This window comes from Azorhizobium caulinodans ORS 571, from assembly GCF_000010525.1.
Lineage (GTDB): Bacteria > Pseudomonadota > Alphaproteobacteria > Rhizobiales > Xanthobacteraceae > Azorhizobium > Azorhizobium caulinodans.
In genome coordinates this window covers 4,782,501-4,804,392 of the sequence record NC_009937.1, presented here as the reverse complement: position 1 = coordinate 4,804,392, position 21,892 = coordinate 4,782,501, and the positions used below count along the sequence as shown (strand labels likewise).

Below are 21,892 nucleotides of genomic sequence, written 5' to 3'. Positions count from 1 at the left end.
GCCGTGACGCATGAGCCTGCCGGACGGCGCCGTGGAAGTGGCGAGCCTCGCGGTGGAGGCCAGCCTCGAGGAATTGCCCCGCGTGGCGGAATGGCTCGCCGAGCGGGCCGAGGCGGACAACTGGCCGGACCGCATCCGCTTCGGGCTCGACCTGAGCCTGGAGGAGGCATTGGTCAATGTCATCTCCTACGGCTTCGAGGGGCTGGACCATCCCCCGCGCATCCGGCTCGACTATTTCCACCTGCCCGAAGGCCGCTTCGCGCTGCGGATCGTGGACAATGGCGTTCCGTTCGACCCGCTCTCGGTTGGGGAGCCGGAGGCTGTGGCCTCGGTGGACGAGGCGCGCATCGGCGGTCATGGCGTGCAGTTGATGCGCCATTTCCTCTCCGATCTTGCCTACGAGCGGGTGGGGGAGGAAAATCGCTTCCTCCTCGTCGCCGACCCCAGCAAGGCCGCCTGACCGCAAGGCCCCGATCGGAAACCTGCCCGTGTTGATCGCCGCACAGCTCCTCGCTGGCCTTGGCCTGTTGTTCGTTGGCCTGAAGCAGATGGGCAGCCATCTCCAACAGGCCATGGGACGGGGCGTGCGCCGCATCCTGCAATCCGCTACCCGCTCCCGGCTGACGGGCTTCCTGTGCGGCACCCTCACCGGCGCCGTCACCCAGTCCAGCAATGCGGTGACGATGATCGCCGCCAATCTGGTGCGCGGCGGCGTCTTCACCTCGCGCGATGCCATCCCGGTTGTGGCGGGCGCCAGCGTCGGCACGTCGGTGCTGGTGTTCATTGCCAGCGTGAACCTCAAGGTGGCGGTTCTCTATCTGGTGGGCCTCGTGGGCATCGCCTTCCACCTGCGGCTCGACCGGCGCTCCGGCTGGCGGGAGTGGATGGGCGTGCTGCTCGGGCTGGCGCTGCTCTTCCTCGGGCTCGACTTCATCAAGACCGCGCCGAAGGGACTCGACCTTGCCGCCGCCGCCCAGATGGTCGGCTCACTCCTGACGCCGACCCGGGGCTTCCTCCTCGGCTGCCTCGTGGCGATGATTACGCAGTCCGCCTCCACCCCCACCATCCTCGCCGTGGCGGTGGTTCAGGCGCATGTGCTGGGCCTCGGTGACGGCATGTGGCTGGTGGTGGGCGCCAATCTCGGCTCCGGCCTTGCCACGCTCCTGTCTGCCGGCGACCTGAAGGGCAGCGCCCGGCAACTGTGCCTGTCGGCGATCCAGTCGAAGGTCGTCGGCTGCATCCTCGTCGGCTTCGCTGCCATCGCCGCGTCGCAGGCCGGCGTGAACATCGACGAACTGCTCGTCCGGGCGGGCGGGGCGGACCCCGCCATCGCGCTTTCGCTGGTCTTCCTCACGCTGCAACTGGCAGGCGCCCTGCCGGTGGTGCTCTTCGCGAACCTGACCGAGCGCCTCTCGGCCCGCCTCAGTCCGGAGACGACGGAGGAGCGCCTCTCCCGGCCGCGCTTCATCCATGAGAAGGCGGTGCGCGATCCGCCGACCGCGCTGGATCTCGTGGCGCGGGAGACGGGCCGGCTGGTGGTGCGCATGCCGGACCTGCTGCCCGATCTCGACCAGCCGGACCTCGACGACCGCAAGGCGCGCCTCGCCGCCTGGACCGGGGCCGATGCCATCGCCCATACCACCGAGCGCTTCCTGGCCGATCTCATCGACCAGGGCCTGACCCGCGAGGATCTCGATCTGGCCCTCAGGGCGCAGGCTCAGGTGGAACTGGTGCGCGCCCTGCAGGATACGCTGCATGAGCTGGCGGTGGTCGTGGATGCCTTCCGCGCGCCGCCGCCCCTCATCTTCAACCTGTCGGAATCGCTCCGGGCCGTGCTGCTGGTGCTGAGCGAGGCGGTTCCGGGCGAGACGCTGGAGCTCGATTTCGACGATCTCGCCGTGCTGACGGCGGACCGCAGCGCCCTGCTCGACAAGATCCGCCGCGATCTCGCGGCCAGCTGCGCCACCGGAGGGGACGAGGTGCGCAACCTGATGCGCGCCACCAGCCTGTTCGAGCGCGCGCTCTGGCTGGTGCGCCGGCTGTCCTTGGCGTTGCGCCCCCGGACAAATGAGGCTAATCGGCCTGAGGAGCGGTCCGACACGCAGGCCCTGTCCGGCCCGGTGGAAGACGTCGTATAGGATAGAGGGGAGCCGCGGCGGCGCGGCCCATCGCACGCGGCAGCGCGAGGACGTTTGAATGCAGATCGAGACCGAACAGAGCGGCGAAGACACGGTGCTCAAGGTGAGCGGGCGCCTCGACACGCTGAATGCCAAACCGTTCGAGGGCAAACTGCTGGAAGCGGTGAAGGCCTCCAACGGCGCCATCATCGTGGACATGGCGGGCGTGGACTATGTGTCGTCCTCGGGCCTCCGCGCCCTGCTGGTGGCTGGCAAGGCCATGAGCCCGCACAAGCGCAAGCTGCGCCTCAAGACGCTGCAGCCGCAGATCCAGGAGGTGTTCGACATCTCCGGCTTCTCGGCGCTGTTCGAGATTTCCTGAACCGCTAAGGGGTGCCCCGACGGCGCCCCTCCGCCGTGCAAGCAAAAGGCCGCGCGCGAGGCGTCTCGCGCGCGGCCTTTTCGTTGGTCTGGAGCCGGCTCCCCTCCCATGAATCGCCTGGACGTTTCATGGGAGGGGTGAAACGCGCCCTAGTGGCCGCCGTCGCGGTCCACCTTGCCGGGCTCGATGCCGGCGCCGTGGACCTTGCCGTCGCCCAGCTTGTCGGAGAGGGCCAGCAGCAGGCTGGAGCCCACGAAGACCACGTGGATGATGACCTTCCACATCAGCGACGTCTGATCGCCGGATGGGTCGATGTGCATGAAGGCCTTCAGTAGCGAGATGGCCGAGATGGCGACGATAGAGGCCAGCAGCTTCTGCTTGAGGCCGGTGAAGTCCACCTTGGTCATCCACTCCGGCCAGTCGGGATGGCCGTCCGCGTCGATGCGCGAGACGAAGTTCTCATAGCCGGAGAAGATGACGATCAAGACCAGATTGCCGGTCAGCGTCAGGTCCACCAGCGTCAGGATGCCGAGGATGACGTCGCTTTCGGTCGCGACGAGCGCGTTCTGGATGAAGTGCAGCAGTTCACGCAGGAACTGGATCAGCAGCACCAACCATGGAGATGGCGAGGCCCACGTAGAAGGGCGCCATCAGCCAGCGGCTGCGAAACAGGAAATTCTCGAGAATGCGCTCCAGCATCCGATCCCCCGAAACCCGAAACCAGACGGCGGCGAACCGCCCGGTCCGCCGCCCCTGACGCAGGGTCTAGCACAGGTGCAGCGTGGCTTTCACTGCCTGTGCGCTGGGAATGCGGGGACGAGCGGGCGCTGTCCGCCCGTCCCGATGCTGCGGGGGGACTATTCCTTCACCGCGCCCGTCATGGACGAGACGTAATAGTCCACGAAGAAGGAGTAGAGGATGACCACCGGCAGCGAGCCGATGAGCGCGCCCGCCATGAGCGATCCCCATTCGTAGACGTCCGAGCGCACCAGTTCGGTCAGCACCCCCACCGGCACCGTCTTGTTCTCCGAGGACTGGATGAAGGTCAGTGCGTAGATGAACTCGTTCCAGGACAGGGTGAAGGAGAAGATGCCCGCCGAGATGAGGCCCGGTACGGAGAGCGGCAGCAGGATCTTGGTGAGGATCTGCCAGCGCGAGGCGCCGTCCACCAGGGCGCATTCCTCCAGCTCGTAGGGGATGGAGCGGAAGTAGCCCATCAGCAGCCAGGTGGAGAAGGGCACGAGGAAGGTGGGGTAGGTGAGGATCAGCGCCAGCTTGGTGTCGTAGATGCCGATCTTGAACACCATCAGCGCCAGCGGGATGAACAGGATGGACGGCGGCACCAGATAGGCGAGGAAGATGCCGAGGCCGACCCAGCGCGAGCCATGGAAGCGCAGGCGCTCGATGGCATAGGCCGCGAAGACGGACGTCACCAGCGAGATGAAGGTCGCCGCGAAGGACACATAGAGCGTGTTCCAGAGCCAGTGCGGATAGGTGGTCTCGAACAGCAGATACTTGATGTGGTCGAGCGTCGGCTGCACCACCCAGAGCGGCGAGTAATTGGCGTAATCGGTGAGCTGGTAGTTCGGTTTGATGGCCGTGATGGCCATCCAGTAGAACGGGAACAGCAGCACGAAGACGAAGACCAGCAGCGGCAGGATCACCGTCAGGAAGCGGCGGGGCACGCTGTCCAGATAGCTCATGCCGCTGGAGTTGTCGGTGAGGTCCGGTTTGGTGGCCGCCGGCTTGGTGCCAGGCTTGGCGAGGCTGTGGTCGGTCATGGCGGCATCCATGCGAGAGGGCTGGGCGGAGGCGGGGGAGGAAGACATCAGTCGCCTCCGCCCTGCTGCCACTTCCGGCGCTGGAGGCCGAAGTAGGAGAAGAGGATCGCTGAGAGCAGGAAGGGGATCATCGCCACCGCGATTGCCGCGCCCTCGCCCAGCTGGCCGCCGGGGATGGCGCGCTGGAAGGAGAGGGTGGCCATGAGGTGGGTGGCGTTGAGCGGGCCGCCGCGGGTCAGCACGTAGATCAGCTGGAAGTCGGTGAAGGTGAACAGCACCGAGAAGGTCATCACCACCGCGATGATCGGCGAGAGCATGGGCAGGGTGATGTAGCGGAAGCGCTGCCAGCCGGTGGCGCCGTCGAGCGTCGCCGCCTCGTGCAGCGACTGCGGGATGGTCTGGAGGCCGGCGAGCAGGGAGATGGCGACGAAGGGAATGCCGCGCCACACGTTCGCGGCGATGACCGAGGCGCGGGCATTGGTGGTGTCGCCGAGGAAGTTGATGTTGTGGTCGATGAGGCCGATCTTGATGAGCGCCCAGGAGATCACCGAGAACTGCGCGTCGAAGATCCACCAGAACGCGATGGCCGACAGCACGGTGGGCACCACCCACGGCAGCAGCACGACGGCGCGGAAGAAGGACTTGAACGGCAGGTTCTGGTTCAGCAGCAGCGCCAGCCACAGGCCGAGCGCGAACTTCAGGATCGAGGCGCCCACCGTGTAGAGCACGGTGTTGAACACGGCGAGCCAGAACAGGCTGTCGCCGAACAGCATCTCGTAATTCTCAAGGCCGATGAACACGCCATCGCGGCCAATGCGCGTGTCGGTGAAACCGAGCCAGACGCCGAGACCGAGCGGATAGGTGAGGAAGAAGAGCAGGAAGACTGCGGCCGGCAGCAGGAACATCAGGCCCAGAAGGTGGCGGCCTTGGCCGACCCGGCTGAGCCAGGACTGGAAGGGAGAAGGGGAAGCCCGGTGGGCCGCGATGTCCGCCATGAACCGAAATCTCCGCAAGGCCGCTTGAGGCGGCGTCTCGTCCCTCCGCGCAGGGGAGGGAGGGCTTCTGAACCGTTCCGGCCCGAGCCGGAAAACCCGAAAGAGGGCAGCGGCCCGAGGGGGCCTGCCGCCATGCGCCTTTCCCGTCACTGCCGCGGCCGCCCGACGGGGGAACATCGGCCGGCCACGGGGGATCGGGGCGGGGCCGGCGCCTCTTGTGCGGGCGCCGGGAAACCTCTGGAAGCGCCCGGCCGTCCGGCCGGGCGTCCCGTTGTCGGGGTCAGCCGCGATAGATGCGGGAGGCGCGCTGCTCGGCGCGGCGGGCGGCTTCTTCCGGCGTGCGCTGGCCGGTGGCGGCTTCCGCCACCATGTCCACCACGATCCAGTCCGCCATGGCGGCCGCCGACTGCGGGCCCAGCGGGCCGGCATAGCCGTTCGGGCGCAGCGTCTCGGACGCCTTGCCGTAAGGCGCGTTGATGGGGTTGGAGGTCCACACCGGGTTCTTGGCGAAGGCCTTGAGCGTCTGGCAGCAATAGGCGCTGGACCCTTCGATCCAGGCGTTCATCTGCGGTGCGTCGAACATGAAGGAGAGGTAGGCCTGCGCCGCCTGCGGATACTTCGTGTACTTGAAGATGCAGGCGGAGGTGGTCTGGTGCAGCTCCACCGACTTGCCGATCGGGCCGATGGGCAGGTTCACGGAGCGCATGTCCGCGGCCATGTCGGCGAGTTTGGGATCGTTCTTGGCGGCGTAATAGAGCGACACGCCGTTGGCGGTCACGGAAATCTCGCCGGCGAGGAAGGCGCGGTTGTTGTTGACGTCGAGCCAGCTCTCGGTGCCGGGAATGAAGTTCGGATAGAGCTCGCGGACAAATTTCAGCGCGGCGATCGTCTCCGGGCTGTTGATCTTCACCTTGCCCTTGTCGTCCACCATCTCGCCGCCGTGGCTCCACAGCACCCAGTGGCAGAAGTTGTTGCCGTCGCCCACGCCGTGGCCCAGGGTGAAGCCCATGGGGTGGTTCTTGGCCTTCAGGGCCTTGGCGAGTTCGAGGAAGGCCTTGGTGTCCTTCGGGAACTCGGAGAAGCCGGCTTCCTTCACCCAGCTGTCGCGATAGATCACCGCATTGCCGATGGTGGCCAGCGGCAGGGCGACATACTTGCCGCGATTGAGCGCGTAGGCTTCCGGGGCAGGGTACCAGCCGCCATAGGTGGCACCGAGCCCCTTGGCGAGTTCCGTGACGTCGAGCAGCTTGTCCGGATACTGCTGGGCGTCGTCGAACCACACCCACACGATGTCCGGGCCGGAGCCGACGTTGGCGGCCACCGCAGCCTTCGGACGGATGTCCTCCCAGCTCTCCTTGTCGATGCGCACCTCGATGCCGGTGGCCTCGGTGAACTTCTTGGTGTTCGCGATCCAGGCGTCCTCTTCGGCCTTCACGAAGGGCGACCAGCGCAGCACGCGCAGGCTCGCGCCCTTCTCCGGCTCGAATTTTGGCAGCGCTTGCGCAAAGCTCGGCGTGCCCGAAAGGCCGGTCATGGCCGCAGCCCCGGCAAGACCGGCACCGCCCATCAGCACGTCGCGTCTGGAAATCGTCATCTTGGCGTTCCTCCGTTGGCGTCCCGGAGCGGCAATATGCTCCAGGCCTTGGCGTTTCCCCCGCCGTGTCGGCTGAGCCGCACGGTCTTTTGGGATGGACTTGTCCTCAGGGCCGATGCGGCGGGTGCCCGTCTGCGCGGGTTCTGGTGCCGCCCCGGCGATGCCGAAAGGGGCTCGGACGGCGCGTCACGCGCCGGTCCGGGACCGGGTCAGAGGCGGCGGCCGGTGGCGCCGTCGAACAGGTGCGTCAGGCCCGGCTGGGGGGCGATGCGGATGGTCTCGCCCGGCTTCAGCGAGATGCGCTCGCGGAACAGGCAGGAGATTTCCTGATCGCCGAGCTTGGCCACCGCGAGGATTTCCGAGCCCGTGGGTTCCACCACGATGATCTCCACCGGCACGCCCTGCGGGTCGATGCGGATGTGCTCGGGCCGGAGGCCATAGACCGCCTCCTTGCCCACGGCGCCCTCGGGCACGCGCTCGAGCGGCAGGCGGGCGCCGGAGGGGGTGACGAAGGCGGCCGAGCCGTTCACTTCCACCTTGCCCTTGATGAAGTTCATCGAGGGCGAGCCGATGAAGCCGGCGACGAACTGGTTGGCCGGCTGGTCATAGAGATCGAGCGGGGCGCCGATCTGTTCCACGATGCCGTCGTGCATCACCACGATCTTGTCGGCCATGGTCATGGCCTCGATCTGGTCGTGGGTCACATAGACGGTGGTGGTCTTCAGGCGCTGGTGCAGTTCCTTGATCTCGGTGCGCATCTGCACGCGCAGTTTGGCGTCGAGATTGGACAGCGGCTCGTCGAAGAGGAACACCTGCGGATCACGCACGATGGCGCGGCCCATGGCGACGCGCTGGCGCTGGCCGCCGGAGAGCTGGCGCGGATAGCGGTCCAGCAGATGGGAAAGACCGAGAATCTCCGCCGCGCGATTGACGCGCTTGGACACTTCCTCCTGCGGCGCGTTGCGCAGCTTCAGCGAGAAGCCCATGTTCGCGCCCACCGTCATGTGCGGATAGAGCGCATAGTTCTGGAACACCATGGCGATGTCCCGCTCCTTCGGCGGGACCTCGTTCACCACGCGGTTGCCGATCCGGATTTCGCCGCCCGAGATGTTCTCGAGGCCCGCGATCATGCGCAGCAGGGTGGATTTTCCGCAGCCCGACGGCCCCACGAGCACCACGAACTCTCCGTCGCGGATGTCTATGTCGACGCCGTGGATCACAGCCGTCGAACCATAGGCCTTCGTCACCGCGCGGATATCAACCGTCGCCATCGTGTCGTGCTCCTTGTCCGCCCATGACGGGCGCTCAGCGTCATCCACCCAACTCGTCGGTGCCGTTTCCCGGCAGGCTTCGCCTTGCTCGGTGCCGGCATCCTCTTGTTTCCGCCGGTGCGGCGGCTGCCTCCTTTGGCGAGGAGGCGGGGCGATCATGGGGCGGTAACGCGCGTGGATCAAGGGGTGATTAAAACGATTGAACTAAAGCCTTATGACGCCTATCCAAGACTTCCCGCCGTCGCGCCGGCCTGCCGCGCGCGGATTTTCCCTCATCTTCCAGCGAGTTGAGCGCCATGACTTCTTCCGCTTCGTCATCCGCCCGCCCCAAGCTTCTTCTCACGGGCCCCATCATGGAGACGGTGGTCGAGCGCCAGCTCGCGGAAAAGTTCACAGTGCTGGGGCCGGAGGGGCTCGATGCGGTGATCGCCAGCGAGGCCGGCGAGATCCGGGGCCTCGCCACCAAGGGCAAGCTGAAGGTGGACGGCGCCTTCATGGACCGCCTGCCCAAGCTCGAGATCATCTCCAATTTCGGTGTCGGCTACGACACGGTGGATGCGGCAGCGGCCGCTGAGCGCGGCATCATCGTCACCAACACGCCGGACGTGCTGAATGAGGAAGTGGCGGACCTCGCCCTCGGCCTGCTGCTCGCCACCGTGCGCGAACTGCCGCAGGCGGATCGCTATGTGCGCGCCGGCGGCTGGCTGAAGGGCGCCTTTCCGCTGAGCGCCACCCTGCGCGACCGCAAGGTGGGCATCGTCGGCATGGGCCGCATCGGCAAGGCCATCGCCAAGCGCGTGGAGGCCTTCGGGCTCCCGATCGTCTATCACACGCGCCGCCCGCAGGCGGACGTGCCCTACAAGCACTATGACAATCTCGTCGCCATGGCGCGCGACGTGGATACGCTCATCCTCATCCTTCCGGGCGGCGCCGCCACCCGCAACCTCGTGAATGCCGAAGTGCTGGCAGCGCTTGGCCCGCGGGGCGTGCTGGTGAACGTGGCGCGCGGCACGGTGGTGGACGAGACGGCGCTCCTCAAGGCGCTCCAGGACAAGACCATCGCCGCCGCCGGCCTCGACGTGTTCGTGGACGAGCCGCGGGTGCCGGAGGCCTTCTTCGCCCTCGACAATGTGGTGCTGCTGCCCCACGTCGGCTCCGCCACCCATCACACCCGCAACGCCATGGGCCAGCTGGTGGTGGACAATCTCGTTTCCTGGTTCGCCGGCAAGGGCCCGGTGACGCCGGTCGCCGAGACGCCCTGGCCGAAGGCCTGACGCCGCGGTTGACATTCGCCCACGGCAGGGCCTCCCCTAGGGCGTTGCGCGGGCAGCCCCGCTCCTCCAGCTCCGGAGACCGTCCTCCGGAGCCTGGGGCGGCGCAGAGCCAGTGGAGGTTCAAGATGCGGATTGCCGGCCGCCGCCGTCCCGCATCCCGCCCCGTGTGGGCGGGGGCCGCCGTCCTGATGGTGTCGGCCGTGCTCGTCGGTGCCCTCCCGGCCTTCTCCCAATCCGCAAAGCCCGTGCCGCCAGCTACGGCGCCCGCGCCCGGCACCAAGGCTCCCGCGCCAAGAACGCCGGATGCCGCGTCCCCCAAACCACCGGCCACCGGCCTGCGGGCCGAAGCAGAAAAGAAGGCCGGCGCACTGGCCCTCGCCAGCGCCGACGGCGAGCGGACCTGTCCGCTGGAACTGAAGACCACCGCCGCCCCGGGCGGCTTTGCCATCGGCTTCGATGCCGCCTGCGCGGCCATCCCCTTCACCACCCAGACGGTCGCCTGGACGCCGGACCCCTCAGGCTCGATCCTCTTCCTCTCGGCGCAGGGCCGCACCATCGCGGAGTTCACCGAAGGCGCGGGTGGGGCCTATGAGGCGCTACGGGAGGGCGATGGCGTCTATTTCCTCGCGCCGCCCTCCGTCCTCGCGGAGGATCTCGTGCGCCCGGAAGAGATCATCGGCGACTGGAATCTCGCCCGCGTCGCCGGTACGCCCATCTGCCGCTGGACCTTTCTGGAGACGCCGGTGCCGGGTGGCTTCAGCGTGACGGCGGCCCCCGGTTGCGATGGGCTCGGCGGCTTTGTGCCGAAGGCCTGGCATCTGGAGGGCGGCAATGTCGTGGTCACCGCCGCCACCGGCAACGGCCTCGTGCGCTTTGCCCGGCAGGAGGATGGCGGCTGGGCCAAGGTGCCTGAGCGGGGCCGCCCGCTGCTCATGATGCGTCCCTGAGCGGGCCTGAAGCCCGGTGTGCGGAGCCGGGAAATACTGTTGCCGATCCGCCACTTTCCGTCCTGCGCCGGAGCGGGCGTGTTCTCTTTGCGGCCAAGGCCAAGTTTTAGGGCCTTCTTCGTAGAACAGGCAGCCGGGAAATAGTTCGTTTCTCACCTGCGCCCCGGAGACTGTTCTATGTCGGTCACCCGACCGCAAACGGCCGTTCGGCTGGGCCGCAACCCAGGCGCGAATCGCTGCGCAAAGCCGCATGGGGAAAGAGGGGCCCCAGCCGTGCGTCATCTGTCGATGTATGGCCAGCAATACAGGCGACGGCGGCACGGGAGGCCGCGCCGTCGTACCGTGCGAACCGGCAATGTTTGGAATCCGTCATAAACGTGGTGTTTTTGCAACAGAGGAATCCAGCATTTACAACGGTATGCCCAGATTGTGTGCACTTTATGCCTCAATTTTATCATTGAGCGGACACACGCAAACCTGCTTCCCTGCCTGTGACAATTTTGTTTGGGGGAGAGAGTATGAAGACCTGGGCACTTCTTGCCGCCGGCATGTCGCTTGCCACCGTGGCCCCGCTCGGCGCGGCTTCCGCGGCCGACCTCGCCGCGATGCCCGTCAAGGCCGTGGCCCCCGCGCCCGCCACCCCGGACTTCGACGTGGCCTTCGGCGCCAAGTTCGCGACGGACTACATCTTCCGCGGCATCACGCAGACCGACGGCAACCCGACCGTTCAGGGCTATGCGGAAGTGCGCGCCTGGGACTGGGTCTATGCGGGCCTGTTCATGTCCAACGTGGACTTCCCGCAGAGCGCGGGTCTGACCGACCCGACCGCTGAAATGGACTTCTACGCCGGCATCCGCCACACCTGGGGCAACTTCACCGGCGACGTCGGCTTCATCTATTATTACTATCCCGGCCAGGCCAACAACGGCACCTACGGCGCCGGTCTGCCCGCGAACCAGATCAACTACTGGGAAATCTACTTCAAGCCGAGCTATGTCATCAATGACATCGTGACCATCGGCGCGAACCTCTACTACGGCGACAGCTACGCCGGAACGGGTGCCAGCGAGACCTATCTGTCCGGCACCCTGAAGGTGAACCTGCCCAACTACACCTCCAACAAGGATCTGGGTTGGTACCTGTCCGGCGAACTCGGCTATCAGTGGCTCGGCACCACCACCCTCAGCACGCAGTATCTGCTGGCCGGTGGCAGCAACGTGGCTCTGCCTGACTACGCCACCTGGAACGCCGGTATCGCCTTCACCTATAAGGCGGCGACCCTCGACTTCCGCTACTACGACAGCAACCTGAGCAGCCGTCAGTGCCTCGCCATCGCCGGCCTCAGCAATGCCTGCGGCGATCGCTACGTGGCGTCGCTGTCCTTCGATACGAGCTTCCTGCAGCTCAAGTGATCTGAGGGGAACGGCGGGTTTCGGCGAAGACCAGAAACAACCGCAACTGCCGATCCGGAAAGCGCCGCTCTCGCAAGAGGGCGGCGTTTTTTTATGGCGGTGCCAATGCCGGTGCGATGGGGGGCAGGGGGCTTGCGGGCGGGGTGTCAGATCAGCCGCAGGCCCTTGAGGCTGGCGTGACCTTCCTTGCCGACGATGATGTGGTCGTGCAGTTCGATGCCCAGGGGCTTCGCCACATCGATGATCTTGCGCGTCATATCGATGTCCGCCCGCGAGGGCGTCGGGTCGCCCGACGGATGATTGTGGCACAGGATCAGCGCGCTGGCGGAGAGTTCGAGCGCCCGCTTCACCACCTCGCGTGGATAGACTGGCGCGTGGTCAACGGTGCCGGTCTGCACCACCTCATCCGCGATCAACTGGTTGCGCTTGTCGAGGAAGAGGACGCGCACCTGTTCCTTGTCGGCGAAGGCCATGGCGCTGCGGCAATAATCCAGCACCGCGCTCCAGGAGGAGAGCACCGGCCGGCGCTTCACCTGCCCCTTGGCGAGGCGGTGGGCGGCCGCTTCCACCAGCTTCAGCTCGGTGATGATGGCGTCCTTCACGCCGGGAATCTCCGCCAGCAGCCGGGGCGGGGCGGCGATGACCTCGGCGAAGGAGCCGAAGCGCTCCACCAGCGCCTTGGCGAGCGGCTTCACGTCGCGGCGGGGAATGGCGCGGAAGAGAATGAGTTCGATCAGTTCGTAATCGGCGAGGGCCTGCGCCCCGGCGTCACGGAAACGGGCGCGCAGACGATCGCGATGACCGTGGAAATGCGGAGCGTCCTCGACACCGTCGTCCGGCTCCCCCGCCATGTGGCTCAGCCCAGCGTGTAGGGCGGCTTGTGGTAGCCCTTCGGGCTCAGCGTGAAGATCTCGACCCCCGTCTCCGTCACGCCCACGGCATGCTCGAACTGCGCCGACAGGGAGCGGTCCCGCGTCACGGCCGTCCAGCCATCGGAGAGCACCTTCACGTGCGGGCGCCCGAGATTGATCATGGGTTCCACGGTGAAGATCATGCCGGGCTTCAGCTCCGGCCCTTCGCCGCGGCGGCCCACATGGACCACGTTCGGCTCGTCGTGGAACACCTGACCTACGCCATGGCCGCAGAAATCACGCACCACGCTCATGTGCTGCGGCTCCACATAGGCCTGGATGGCGGCGCCGATGTCGCCCAGATGCGCGCCCGGCTTGATGGCGGCGATGCCGAGCATCATGGATTCATAGGTCACTTCGATGAGCCGCTCGGCCCGGCGCGGAATCTCGCCGATGGCGTACATGCGGCTGGAATCGCCGTACCAGCCGTCCACCACCAGCGTCACGTCCACGTTCACGATGTCGCCCTCGCGCAGGGGGCGCGGACTCGGCATGCCGTGGCAGACCACATGGTTGATGGAGGTGCAGACCGAATAGCGGTAGCCGCGGTAATTCAGCGTCGCCGGATAGGCGCCGTGGGACACCGCGAAATCGAACACCAGCTTGTCCACCGCCTCGGTGGAAACGCCGGGGCCGATCATCTCCGAAATGGCGTCCAGCGCCTGCGCGGCCAATTGGCCGGCCTTGCGCATGGCGGCAAAGCCCTCGGGGCCGTGCAGCTTGATCTGGCCGGTCTTGCGCAGCGGGGCCGCCGCAGCTTCCACATAGGTCATCGACTTCAACTCCGGCGCGGGCCATGCCGCACCCTGAACCTGTTTGCTTCACATTTAGGCCATGCGCGGCGCAAAGCAAGCGCGGCCCGTGGTTTGAGGCGCATCGCCTCAGGCCAGAAGGCGTGTCCGAAGACGGGCCAGCGTGCGGCCAAAGGCGCCCGGATCATCGAGCGCGCGGGCGATGACGAGCCCGCCCTGGATGGCGACGACCGCTTCCTCGGCGAGTGCCTCCGCCTCTGGCCGCCCGCTCCGCCGCAGCGCGTCCGCCAGCGCATCACGCCAGCGTGCGAAATAGCCGGACAGCGCGGCGGCGAAGCGGTCCCGGCTGTTGTTCAGCGCCAGCGCCCCCACGAGGCACACCCGGTTGCCGGATCGGAAATAGGCATCCACCGCCTCCAGCATGTGGCCGATGGCAGCTTGCGGGTCCGCGCCGTCGCGCAGGGGCGCGTAGACCTCGGTCTCGAACCAGCCGTCGATATGGGCCAGCACCGCCTGCCCCATCTCCTCTTTCCCGCCGGGGAAGAAGTGATAGAGGCTGCCCTTGCCGAGCCCGGTGCGGGCGGTGATGACCGAAAGGCTCGCCCCCTCGAAGCCATGCTCGCGAAACACCTCCCCCAGCACCGGCAGCACGTCCTCGCGGGTGTGGATCAGGCGGGACATTCGGTGCTCCTGCTCACTAATCGGCGGGTGCGGCTTTCCCGGCACCCGCCGTCTTATATGCGTCCAGCGTCATATGCCTCCAGCGTCCGGGTGGTCAGAGACCGAGCGCGGTGAGGCCGGGATAATCCTGCGGGCGCGGGCCCTTGTCCCAGAGGAACTTGCGGTCCTTCCCCGGGATCGCGACGTCGTTGATGCTGGCCTGCCGGTTGCGCATCAGACCGGCCTCGTCGAACTCCCAATTCTCATTGCCATAGGAGCGGAACCAGTTCCCCGCCGCATCGTGCCACTCATACTGGAAGCGCACGGCAATGCGGTTGTCGTGGAAGGCCCAGAGCTCCTTGATGAGCCGGTAATCCAATTCCTTCTGCCACTTGCGGGTGAGGAATTCGACGATGGCGGGACGGCCGACCAGGAAATCCGAGCGGTTCCGCCAGACGCTGTCGGTCGTGTAGGCGAGGGAGACCTTCTCCGGGTCCTGCGTGTTCCACGCATCCTCGGCCATGCGGGCCTTCAGGGAGGCGGTCTCGGCGGTGAAGGGCGGCAGCGGCGGGCGGCTCATAGCTGGCTCCTGTGTGTCTCTCAATGAGTGTACCGATTGGTACAGAGATCGCGGCGCGCGTCAAGCGGAGAGGGCGCGTGGGTGCGTTTTATGAGCCGCGTCAAAGCGGACGGATGGCCGGCGGGCAAAAATGCAATTCCCGTGGGCGGACCCCTTCCCAGCGGCCCGGGGTCTTCCCACATCTGCCGTGGTGGTTCGCGCCAAGCTTGTCTCAGGGACGGCGGGCGCGGACCACTGCGGCAGCCGGGCAGACCGGGGCCGCATCCAAGCGAGCCCGAGCGTGCTTCGATGAAGGCGCTCCGGACGCCGAGGAGGGAAGACATGAATTTTGAGATCTATACCGAGCGCGCCCGTGGTTTCGTGCAGTCGGCGCAGTCCTATGCGGTGCGCGAAGGCCACCAGCAGTTCGTGCCCGAGCACCTGTTGAAGGTGCTGCTCGATGACCCCGAAGGCCTGTGCGCAGGCCTAGTGTCGCGCGCCGGGGGCAATCTCCAGCTTGTGCGGGACGAGACCGAAGCGGCCGTCCGCAAGCTGCCCAAGGTGCAGGGCGGTTCCGGTCAGGTGTATCTGAGCCAGGGTCTGGCGCGCGTGTTCGACGCCGCCGAGCAGGCCGCGAAGAAGGCAGGTGACGGCTATGTGACCGTCGAGCGCCTGCTGCTGGCCCTCACCATCGAGAAAGAGACCGAGGCGGGCAAGATCCTCGCCCGAGGCGGCGTCACGCCGCAGGCGCTGAACACGGCCATCGAGGCGCTCCGCAAGGGTCGCACCGCCGATACGGCGACCGCCGAGAACGCTTATGACGCGCTGAAGAAATACGCCCGCGACCTCACACAGGCCGCGCGGGACGGCAAGCTCGACCCGGTGATCGGCCGCGATGAGGAAATCCGCCGCACCATCCAGGTTCTGGCGCGCCGCACCAAGAACAATCCCGTGCTCATCGGCGAGCCCGGCGTCGGCAAGACCGCCATCGTGGAGGGCCTCGCCCGCCGCATCGTCGATGGCGACGTGCCGGAGAGCCTGAAGAACAAGAGCCTGCTGGCGCTCGACATGGGCGCGCTCATCGCCGGCGCGAAATATCGCGGCGAGTTCGAGGAGCGCCTGAAGGGCATCCTTCAGGAAGTGACGGCGGCCGAAGGCGGCATCATCCTGTTCATCGACGAGATGCACACCCTCGTCGGCGCAGGCAAGACCGATGGCGCCATGGATGCCTCCAACCTGCTGAAGCCCGCGCTGGCGCGCGGTGAGCTGCACTGCGTCGGCGCGACCACGCTCGACGAGTATCGCAAGCATGTGGAGAAGGATGCGGCGCTCGCCCGCCGCTTCCAGCCGGTGTTCGTCAGCGAGCCCACGGTGGAGGACACGGTGTCCATCCTGCGCGGGCTCAAGGAGAAGTATGAGCTGCATCACGGCGTGCGCATCACCGACAGCGCGCTCGTGGCCGCCGCCACCCTCTCCAATCGCTACATCACCGACCGCTTCCTGCCCGATAAGGCCATCGACCTCGTGGACGAGGCCGGCTCGCGGCTGCGCATGCAGGTGGACTCGAAGCCTGAGGAACTGGACAGCCTCGACCGTGACATCGTCCGGCTCAAGATCGAGCAGGAGGCCCTGAAGAAGGAGACCGACGTCGCCTCGCAGGACCGCCTGAAGCGGCTTGAGAAGGAACTGGCCGATCTGGAAGAGAAGTCCGACGTCCTCACTTCCAAGTGGAAGGCGGAGAAGGACAAGCTCGGCGAAGCCACCGATGTGAAGGCGAAGCTCGACCAGGCCCGCGCCGATCTCGCGATCGCGCAGCGCCAGGGCGAGTATCAGAAGGCCGGCGAGCTGACCTATGCGGTCATCCCCGGTCTCGAGAAGCGCCTTGCGGAGCTGGAGGCCAGCGGCCAGTCGGGCGAGATGGTGAAGGAGAGCGTGACACCGGACCATATCGCGGGCGTCGTCTCGCGCTGGACCGGCGTGCCGGTGGACAAGATGCTGGAAGGCGAGCGGGACAAGCTGCTGCGCATGGAGCAGGAGCTGGCCAAGCGCGTCATCGGCCAGTCCGAGGCGGTGGCCGCGGTCTCGACCGCGGTGCGCCGGGCGCGGGCGGGCTTGCAGGATCCCAACCGGCCCATCGGCTCCTTCCTCTTCATCGGCCCCACCGGCGTCGGCAAGACCGAGCTGACCAAGGCTCTGGCCAGCTTCCTGTTCGACGACGAGACCGCCATGGTGCGCCTCGACATGTCGGAATACATGGAGAAGCACTCCGTGAGCCGGCTGATCGGCGCACCTCCCGGCTATGTGGGCTATGAGGAGGGCGGTGCCCTCACCGAAGCCGTGCGGCGCCGGCCCTATCAGGTGGTGCTGTTCGACGAGGTGGAGAAGGCCCATCAGGACGTCTTCAACGTCCTCCTTCAGGTGCTCGACGACGGTCGCCTGACGGATGGACAGGGGCGCACCGTGGACTTCCGCAACACCCTCATCATCATGACCTCGAACCTCGGGGCCGAATATCTGGCGGATCCGCGCCAGCCGGTCGGCTTCGGCATTCCCGGCCATGACGGCGAGAAGGTGGTTTCGGACGAGGAAGCCTATGAGCTGGTGATGCAGGCGGTGCGGCGTCACTTCCGCCCCGAATTCATCAACCGCATCGACGAGATCGTCATGTTCCACCGCCTGCGGAAGGATCAGATGGGCGGCATCGTCGAGATCCAGCTCAAGCGGCTCGCGAAGCTCCTGGAGGATCGCAAGATCACTCTCGACCTCACGCCCGAGGCACGGGCCTTCCTCGCCGACAAGGGTTACGACCCCGCCTATGGCGCCCGCCCGCTGAAGCGGACGATCCAGAAGCTGGTGCAGGATCCGCTGGCCCAGCAGATCCTCTCCGGCGAGGTGCTGGATGGCAGCCGCGTCCACATCGGCCTTGAGAACGGCCACCTCACCTTCCGGGGTGAGGCGGCGCCGGTGGATCAGGCCGCCTGAGGCGCGCCAGAGCAGATGACGGACGGGCGGCCCTGCGAGGGGCCGCCCGTTTTCGTTTGCGGTGCGCGTGCCGCCCTTACTTGCCGCGCACGATGTCGAGCAGGTCGCGCACGCGTGCAGTCAGGGCGCCGTAATAAGGCTGGCGCGGCAGTTCGCGGGTGATGCAGGCCTCGAAGGCCGCGTTCGCCGTGCGCATGATCGTCCAGAGATCGTCGAACGTGTCGTCCTCCCGCCGTTCGGCGCGGACCTGGGCGCGGAAGCGGCGCACCTGCGCCTTGCCGCGCAAGGCGAGACGGGTGCAGGCGGGAATGGGCGCGACCACATCTTCGATTGCCTGCCGCGCCACGATGATCCGGCCCTGCGCGAGACGGCCGATCACCAAGGTCCGCGGCAGCAGGAAAGGCACGTCATCGGCCGTGAAGACACCGAGCGCCGCATGGACCTTTTCGTCGGGCGCGGACGGCAGAGGCAGTGGGACGACAGTGCCAAAGCTCGTCTCCCCACCCACCGTCACCGTATAGAGGGCCGCATTGGCAAGGTTGGCGGCGATGCCTTTCCGGCCCTCCGGAAAGAACGTGCCGTCCTCGCGCGCCTGCCGGGCGAGCCAGTCGGCGAAGCGTGTTTCAGGTGCGACGAAGAGGAACGTGCGCTCGGCCCTGTCCTGAAAGACGAGGCCGATGGGGCGGGCGGCATCGGGCGCGCCCGGCTCCAGCGCGTCCGGTGAGAGCTCAGGCGGCCCCATGCCTTGGAAGGCGAGGGGGCCAAGGGCCTCGGTGAGCTGCTTCATCAGCCGGGCCTTGGCGGCTTCCTGCACGCGCAGCATCGGATCTGGCCTCGGCGGCTCGGCCCTTTGCTTCTCCAGTTGTGCCATGTAGCGGCTGCGCATTGCCTCGTAGGCCTGGGGCGAGGCGGCGAGCGCGGCGGTGAGGCCGAGGCCCGCAACCAGCGCCAGCACCATGCGCGGGCGGAAGGGCAATCCCATGGCTCACCTCCCCCGCATGGTGTCGAGGAGCGCCTGCGCCCGCGCCACCATCTTGCGGAAAGCGGGCTGCCGCGGCGCCTCGCGCCCCACGCACTGGCGGAAAGCGTCCTCGGCCCTCAAGAGGATGCGCCGTCGCTCCGCCGGATCGGCGCCCTGACCGGTGCGGGCGGTTTGATCATAGGCGGACTGACAGGCGGGGAGGGGCGCCATCTCGCCGGGCCCGAGATACGCGGCCGCGGCCATGAAGCGGTCGTCCGTGAGGCGCGCGATCAGCACGGCGTTGGGTTGGCCGTCATGGCCGACATCCGGGGCAAGCTGGCCGTAGAGGGCGAGCAGCGTCTCGCCCGGCGCCGCAGCGAGGGGCAGGGGACCGAAGCCAAGGAAGGCGTCGGGATCGAGGATCACGCTGGCCGCCACGGCATCCGTGGTCAGGGCGACTGTGGTTCCCCTGCCGAATTCGGGCGGCGCGTCCTTTGCCTTGGCTGCGCCCGCGAGCCAATCCGCGAAGAGCGCCGCGCTGGTGACGAAGATGCGGCGCGTGCCCTCCTCATCCTCGAACAGCAGGCCGGGCGGGCTGCCATAGGCGAAGGTCCAGGTGTCGGGAAAGAGGCTCTCGGGGGAAAAGGCCGGCTCTGCCTTGAAGCCGGAAAAGCTCAGGGGGCCGAGGCGGGCGATGAGGCGTTGCCGCAGGTCGGCGCGGGCCCTGGCCTCGAAGGCATAGGTGGCGTCCGTCTGCGCCGGGTCCGCATCGAGCCGGCCGAGTTCCGCCTTGTCGTGCGCATAAGCGGCGAGGATAGCTGTGTCGGCCGCCTCCTCCGCGGTCTGCGCCGAAGCGGTGACTACGCCGAGCGCGACCGAGCCGATCGTCAGAAGGGTCTGCGCGCCGCGCCTCAGGGCGAAGCTCCGGCCTAGGCGGGACAGAACCGGATCGCGCGACATGACCGCCCCATCACCATGGGCTCCATCGACCGGCACCACGCGGTGGGGACGGAGCGGCGGTATCTTAACGGCGAACGACGCGCGTGGGGAACGCCCGGCGGATCGGGCGCCCCTATTTACCCCGCAGGGTCGACAGCAGCCCCTCGGCCCGCTTCACCACCGCCGGATAGAAGGACAGCTTGGGGGCTTCCTCCGCATAGCACTTGCGATAGGCAGTGCCGCCCTCGGTGAGCGCCGTCTGGGCTTCGTCCCATTGCGGATCTTCCGCGCCCTTGCCCTTCGGGATGGCTGCGAAGAGCTTGTTCGCCTTGGCCTGATAGCTGCGCCACACCTTCGTGCAGGCGGGAATGTCCTTGCCGGCGCCCGGCGCGTCGACGGTCGCCACTGTCACCCGGTCCTTGGCGAGCCGCGCAACGATGAGCGAGCGCGGTGGGAGGTCGGTGGGATCGTCCTGCGTAAACACGCCGAACAGCGCCACAACCGTTTCACCCTCCTGCGCGGTGAGCGGCAACCGCATGTAAGCGGTGAAGGCGGCATCGCTGCTCACCGCCTCCGTCAGGAAGCCGTCGTCGCTGAGCTGCGACATCAGCGACAGCGGCCTGCGCCCAGAGGCTTTCGCGTCCTCCGCCAGCCAGTTGGTGAGGATGGGCGCGGTGGAGACGAAGATGCGTGTGGTGTCCGCTTCGTCCTGGAACAGCAGCCCGTCCGGCCGGCCGGATTCCAGCTCGCCGCTATAGAGCGCGCCGGGCGAGAAGGTGGGCGTCCGGCCGACGCCCTTGAAGGATTGCGGCCCAAGCACAGTCGCGAGGCGCTTCTTGAGGTCCGCGCGGGCCTGCTCGTCCATCTTGTAGAGTTTCTGGTCGGGAATGCCGCTCTTTATGGCGGCCGCGATGGCCGCCACATAGCGGTTGCGGGTGACGATATAGGCATCCTCCGCTTCCCCGGCGCGCGCGGGGGCGATGAGCGCGCCGGCGAGGAGCGCCAGAGTGAGGCAGAGGGTGAGGCGGACCTTCAGACACCGCATGGCGTGACCCAACGTGACGATGGGATGCATTGTCTTCCGCTCCGGGCGGGCGGCCAAGAGAGGGAAAACCCCATTTCGGCACTCAGGGGCGGTTGTGCCGGACCATTTCGGGGTGGATCGGCCGCCCGGCGGGTCTCAGCGCTGGCGGGTGGCGGGCGTCGCGGCGGAAGCCACCTTCGGCGGCACCGGCGCGTGGCTCAGCAGCGCCTCGATGCGCTCGCGCTCCTTCCGGAAGTCCGCGAGAATGCGCCCGTCGAGCGCGCGGCCGCGCGGCAGCTTCACGCGCAGCGGATCGACGAAGCTGCCGTTGATCTTCACCTCATAATGCAGGTGCGGGCCGGTGGAGAGGCCGGACGAGCCGAGATAGCCGATGAGCTGGCCCTGGCGGACCTGCTGGCCTTCCTTCAGCCCCTTGGCGAAGCCGGACTGGTGGGAATAGGTGGTCACATAGCCGTTGGCGTGCTGGATTTCCGTGTGCCGGCCGTAGCCCGACTTCCAGTTGGCATAGATGACCGTGCCGTTGCCGGCCGCATAGATGGGCGTGCCCACGGCATCGGACCAGTCGACGCCCGTGTGCAGCTTGGAAATGCCAAGGATCGGGTGGCGGCGATAGCCGAAGGGCGAGCGCATGATGCCGCCCGCAATGGGTTTGCGGACCAGGAATTTCTTCGCGCTCTTGCCGTCCTCGTCATAATAATCGACGAGCCCGTCGTCGGGCGTCTGGAAGCGGTAATAGCGGCGCGTTTCGCCCGCCGTGGTCAGCGTCGCATAGAGCACTTCCGGATCGGTCGGATTGTCTTCCGAATAGAGCACTTCGAAGCTGTCGCCCGGCTTCACCCGGCGCTGGAAGTCCACGTCGAAGGAATAGATGCGCACGAGATCGGCGATGACCGAGCGGGGCATGTCGTTGCGCAGCGCCGTCTCGTAAAGGCTCTCGTAGAGCCGGATGCCGGGGCCGTCATCATCCTCGTCATCCGAGACATTTTCCGACACGCCGCCGATGTCGCTCTCGGTGGGCTCGGCCACGGAGACGAAGCTGCCGGTGTCGGAGGCGGCAACCGTTCCCTCATGGCCGGCATCGCTGAAGATGGAGACGCGCAGCGGATGCACCTGCTTGGCGGCATCGCTCTGGAGCAGCAGGCGCAGGCGCAGGCCATCCTTCACCGTGCCGTCCGAGCCGCGCCTGAAGGCGGCGGCAAGCGCCTTGGCTTCCTGCACGGACACGCCGTTGTCGGTGAGGATGGAGACGATGGTGTCGCCCTTCTTCACCACCACCGTCGTGTCGGTCCAGTCATTGCCGCCGGACGTCT

General features: G+C 67.1%; 19 protein-coding genes and 1 pseudogene (1 of these 20 running past the window's edge). 7 read left to right on the top strand and 13 right to left on the bottom strand.

Annotation, left to right across the window (positions count from 1 at the left end; translation table 11 throughout):
* Window positions 1-10: 10 nt before the first annotated feature.
* From AZC_RS21640 to AZC_RS21630, 3 genes are read left to right on the top strand one after another with little or no spacing between them, the layout of a single operon-like run.
* On the top strand, window positions 11-460 hold the full coding sequence (locus AZC_RS21640; protein WP_012172735.1) for an ATP-binding protein: 450 nt from the start codon (window positions 11-13) through the stop codon (window positions 458-460).
* Between the two features lie 28 nt (window positions 461-488).
* Entirely contained in the window at window positions 489-2,138 is a 1,650-nt protein-coding gene (locus AZC_RS21635; protein ID WP_012172734.1) for a Na/Pi symporter, read from the top strand.
* A 58-nt stretch (window positions 2,139-2,196) separates the two neighbouring features.
* Window positions 2,197-2,499, top strand: a complete 303-nt coding sequence (locus tag AZC_RS21630) for an STAS domain-containing protein (RefSeq protein WP_012172733.1) — start codon at window positions 2,197-2,199, stop codon at window positions 2,497-2,499.
* A gap of 149 nt (window positions 2,500-2,648) precedes the next feature.
* Here the strand turns inward: AZC_RS21630 and AZC_RS21625 are convergent.
* The 5 genes and pseudogenes from AZC_RS21625 to AZC_RS21605 form a co-directional block, all read right to left on the bottom strand.
* Window positions 2,649-3,198 (bottom strand): annotated as a pseudogene (locus AZC_RS21625) (TIGR00645 family protein).
* A gap of 158 nt (window positions 3,199-3,356) precedes the next feature.
* Window positions 3,357-4,280, bottom strand: a complete 924-nt coding sequence (locus tag AZC_RS21620; protein ID WP_043880608.1) for a carbohydrate ABC transporter permease — start codon at window positions 4,278-4,280, stop codon at window positions 3,357-3,359.
* Between the two features lie 47 nt (window positions 4,281-4,327).
* Entirely contained in the window at window positions 4,328-5,185 is an 858-nt protein-coding gene (locus AZC_RS21615) for a carbohydrate ABC transporter permease (RefSeq protein ID WP_420794838.1), read from the bottom strand.
* Between the two features lie 370 nt (window positions 5,186-5,555).
* Window positions 5,556-6,869 (bottom strand): ABC transporter substrate-binding protein, encoded by a 1,314-nt coding sequence (locus AZC_RS21610; protein ID WP_012172729.1) that lies wholly within the window; start codon window positions 6,867-6,869, stop codon window positions 5,556-5,558.
* Between the two features lie 209 nt (window positions 6,870-7,078).
* Entirely contained in the window at window positions 7,079-8,140 is a 1,062-nt protein-coding gene (locus tag AZC_RS21605; RefSeq protein ID WP_012172728.1) for an ABC transporter ATP-binding protein, read from the bottom strand.
* A 296-nt stretch (window positions 8,141-8,436) separates the two neighbouring features.
* Here AZC_RS21605 and AZC_RS21600 point away from each other — a divergent pair, with 296 nt between their 5' ends.
* From AZC_RS21600 to AZC_RS21590, 3 genes are all read left to right on the top strand, one after another.
* Window positions 8,437-9,414: a 2-hydroxyacid dehydrogenase gene (locus AZC_RS21600; RefSeq protein WP_043879709.1), complete on the top strand. Its 978-nt coding sequence runs from the start codon at window positions 8,437-8,439 to the stop codon at window positions 9,412-9,414.
* Between the two features lie 125 nt (window positions 9,415-9,539).
* Entirely contained in the window at window positions 9,540-10,361 is an 822-nt protein-coding gene (locus AZC_RS21595) for a protease inhibitor Inh/omp19 family protein (RefSeq protein WP_052286036.1), read from the top strand.
* A 518-nt stretch (window positions 10,362-10,879) separates the two neighbouring features.
* Window positions 10,880-11,773: a TorF family putative porin gene (locus AZC_RS21590; protein WP_043879708.1), complete on the top strand. Its 894-nt coding sequence runs from the start codon at window positions 10,880-10,882 to the stop codon at window positions 11,771-11,773.
* A 146-nt stretch (window positions 11,774-11,919) separates the two neighbouring features.
* Here the strand turns inward: AZC_RS21590 and radC are convergent, their stop codons facing one another.
* From radC to AZC_RS21570, 4 genes are all read right to left on the bottom strand, one after another.
* Window positions 11,920-12,624, bottom strand: coding sequence for a RadC family protein (radC, locus tag AZC_RS21585; RefSeq protein ID WP_012172724.1), 705 nt, complete (start codon window positions 12,622-12,624; stop codon window positions 11,920-11,922).
* Between the two features lie 5 nt (window positions 12,625-12,629).
* Window positions 12,630-13,457 (bottom strand): type I methionyl aminopeptidase, encoded by an 828-nt coding sequence (map, locus tag AZC_RS21580; protein WP_012172723.1) that lies wholly within the window; start codon window positions 13,455-13,457, stop codon window positions 12,630-12,632.
* A 108-nt stretch (window positions 13,458-13,565) separates the two neighbouring features.
* On the bottom strand, window positions 13,566-14,117 hold the full coding sequence (locus tag AZC_RS21575; protein ID WP_043879707.1) for a TetR/AcrR family transcriptional regulator: 552 nt from the start codon (window positions 14,115-14,117) through the stop codon (window positions 13,566-13,568).
* Window positions 14,118-14,211: 94 nt separating this feature from the next.
* The gene (locus tag AZC_RS21570; protein ID WP_043879706.1) at window positions 14,212-14,676 is read right to left on the bottom strand and encodes a DUF1348 family protein; all 465 of its coding nucleotides are present in this window, start codon (window positions 14,674-14,676) and stop codon (window positions 14,212-14,214) included.
* Window positions 14,677-14,997: 321 nt separating this feature from the next.
* Between AZC_RS21570 and clpB the strand changes: the two genes are divergently transcribed.
* Window positions 14,998-17,637, top strand: coding sequence for an ATP-dependent chaperone ClpB (gene clpB / locus AZC_RS21565; RefSeq protein ID WP_012172720.1), 2,640 nt, complete (start codon window positions 14,998-15,000; stop codon window positions 17,635-17,637).
* 76 nt (window positions 17,638-17,713) lie between these two features.
* On the opposite strand, the gene AZC_RS21560 is transcribed toward clpB, so the two are convergent.
* The 4 genes from AZC_RS21560 to AZC_RS21545 all read right to left on the bottom strand — a co-directional run.
* Complete coding sequence (locus AZC_RS21560) at window positions 17,714-18,619, bottom strand: hypothetical protein (protein ID WP_012172719.1); 906 nt, start codon at window positions 18,617-18,619, stop codon at window positions 17,714-17,716.
* Window positions 18,620-18,622: 3 nt separating this feature from the next.
* A complete protein-coding gene (locus tag AZC_RS21555; RefSeq protein ID WP_043879705.1) occupies window positions 18,623-19,558 on the bottom strand; it encodes a hypothetical protein in 936 nt (311 codons plus the stop codon).
* Between the two features lie 112 nt (window positions 19,559-19,670).
* The gene (locus AZC_RS21550; protein ID WP_043879704.1) at window positions 19,671-20,612 is read right to left on the bottom strand and encodes a hypothetical protein; all 942 of its coding nucleotides are present in this window, start codon (window positions 20,610-20,612) and stop codon (window positions 19,671-19,673) included.
* Window positions 20,613-20,717: 105 nt separating this feature from the next.
* Window positions 20,718-21,892, bottom strand: the 3' portion of a protein-coding gene (locus AZC_RS21545; protein ID WP_043879703.1) for a M23 family metallopeptidase. Its footprint extends 808 nt past the window's final position; only the last 1,175 of its 1,983 coding nucleotides appear in the window; its start codon lies off the right edge, out of view; it ends in the stop codon at window positions 20,718-20,720.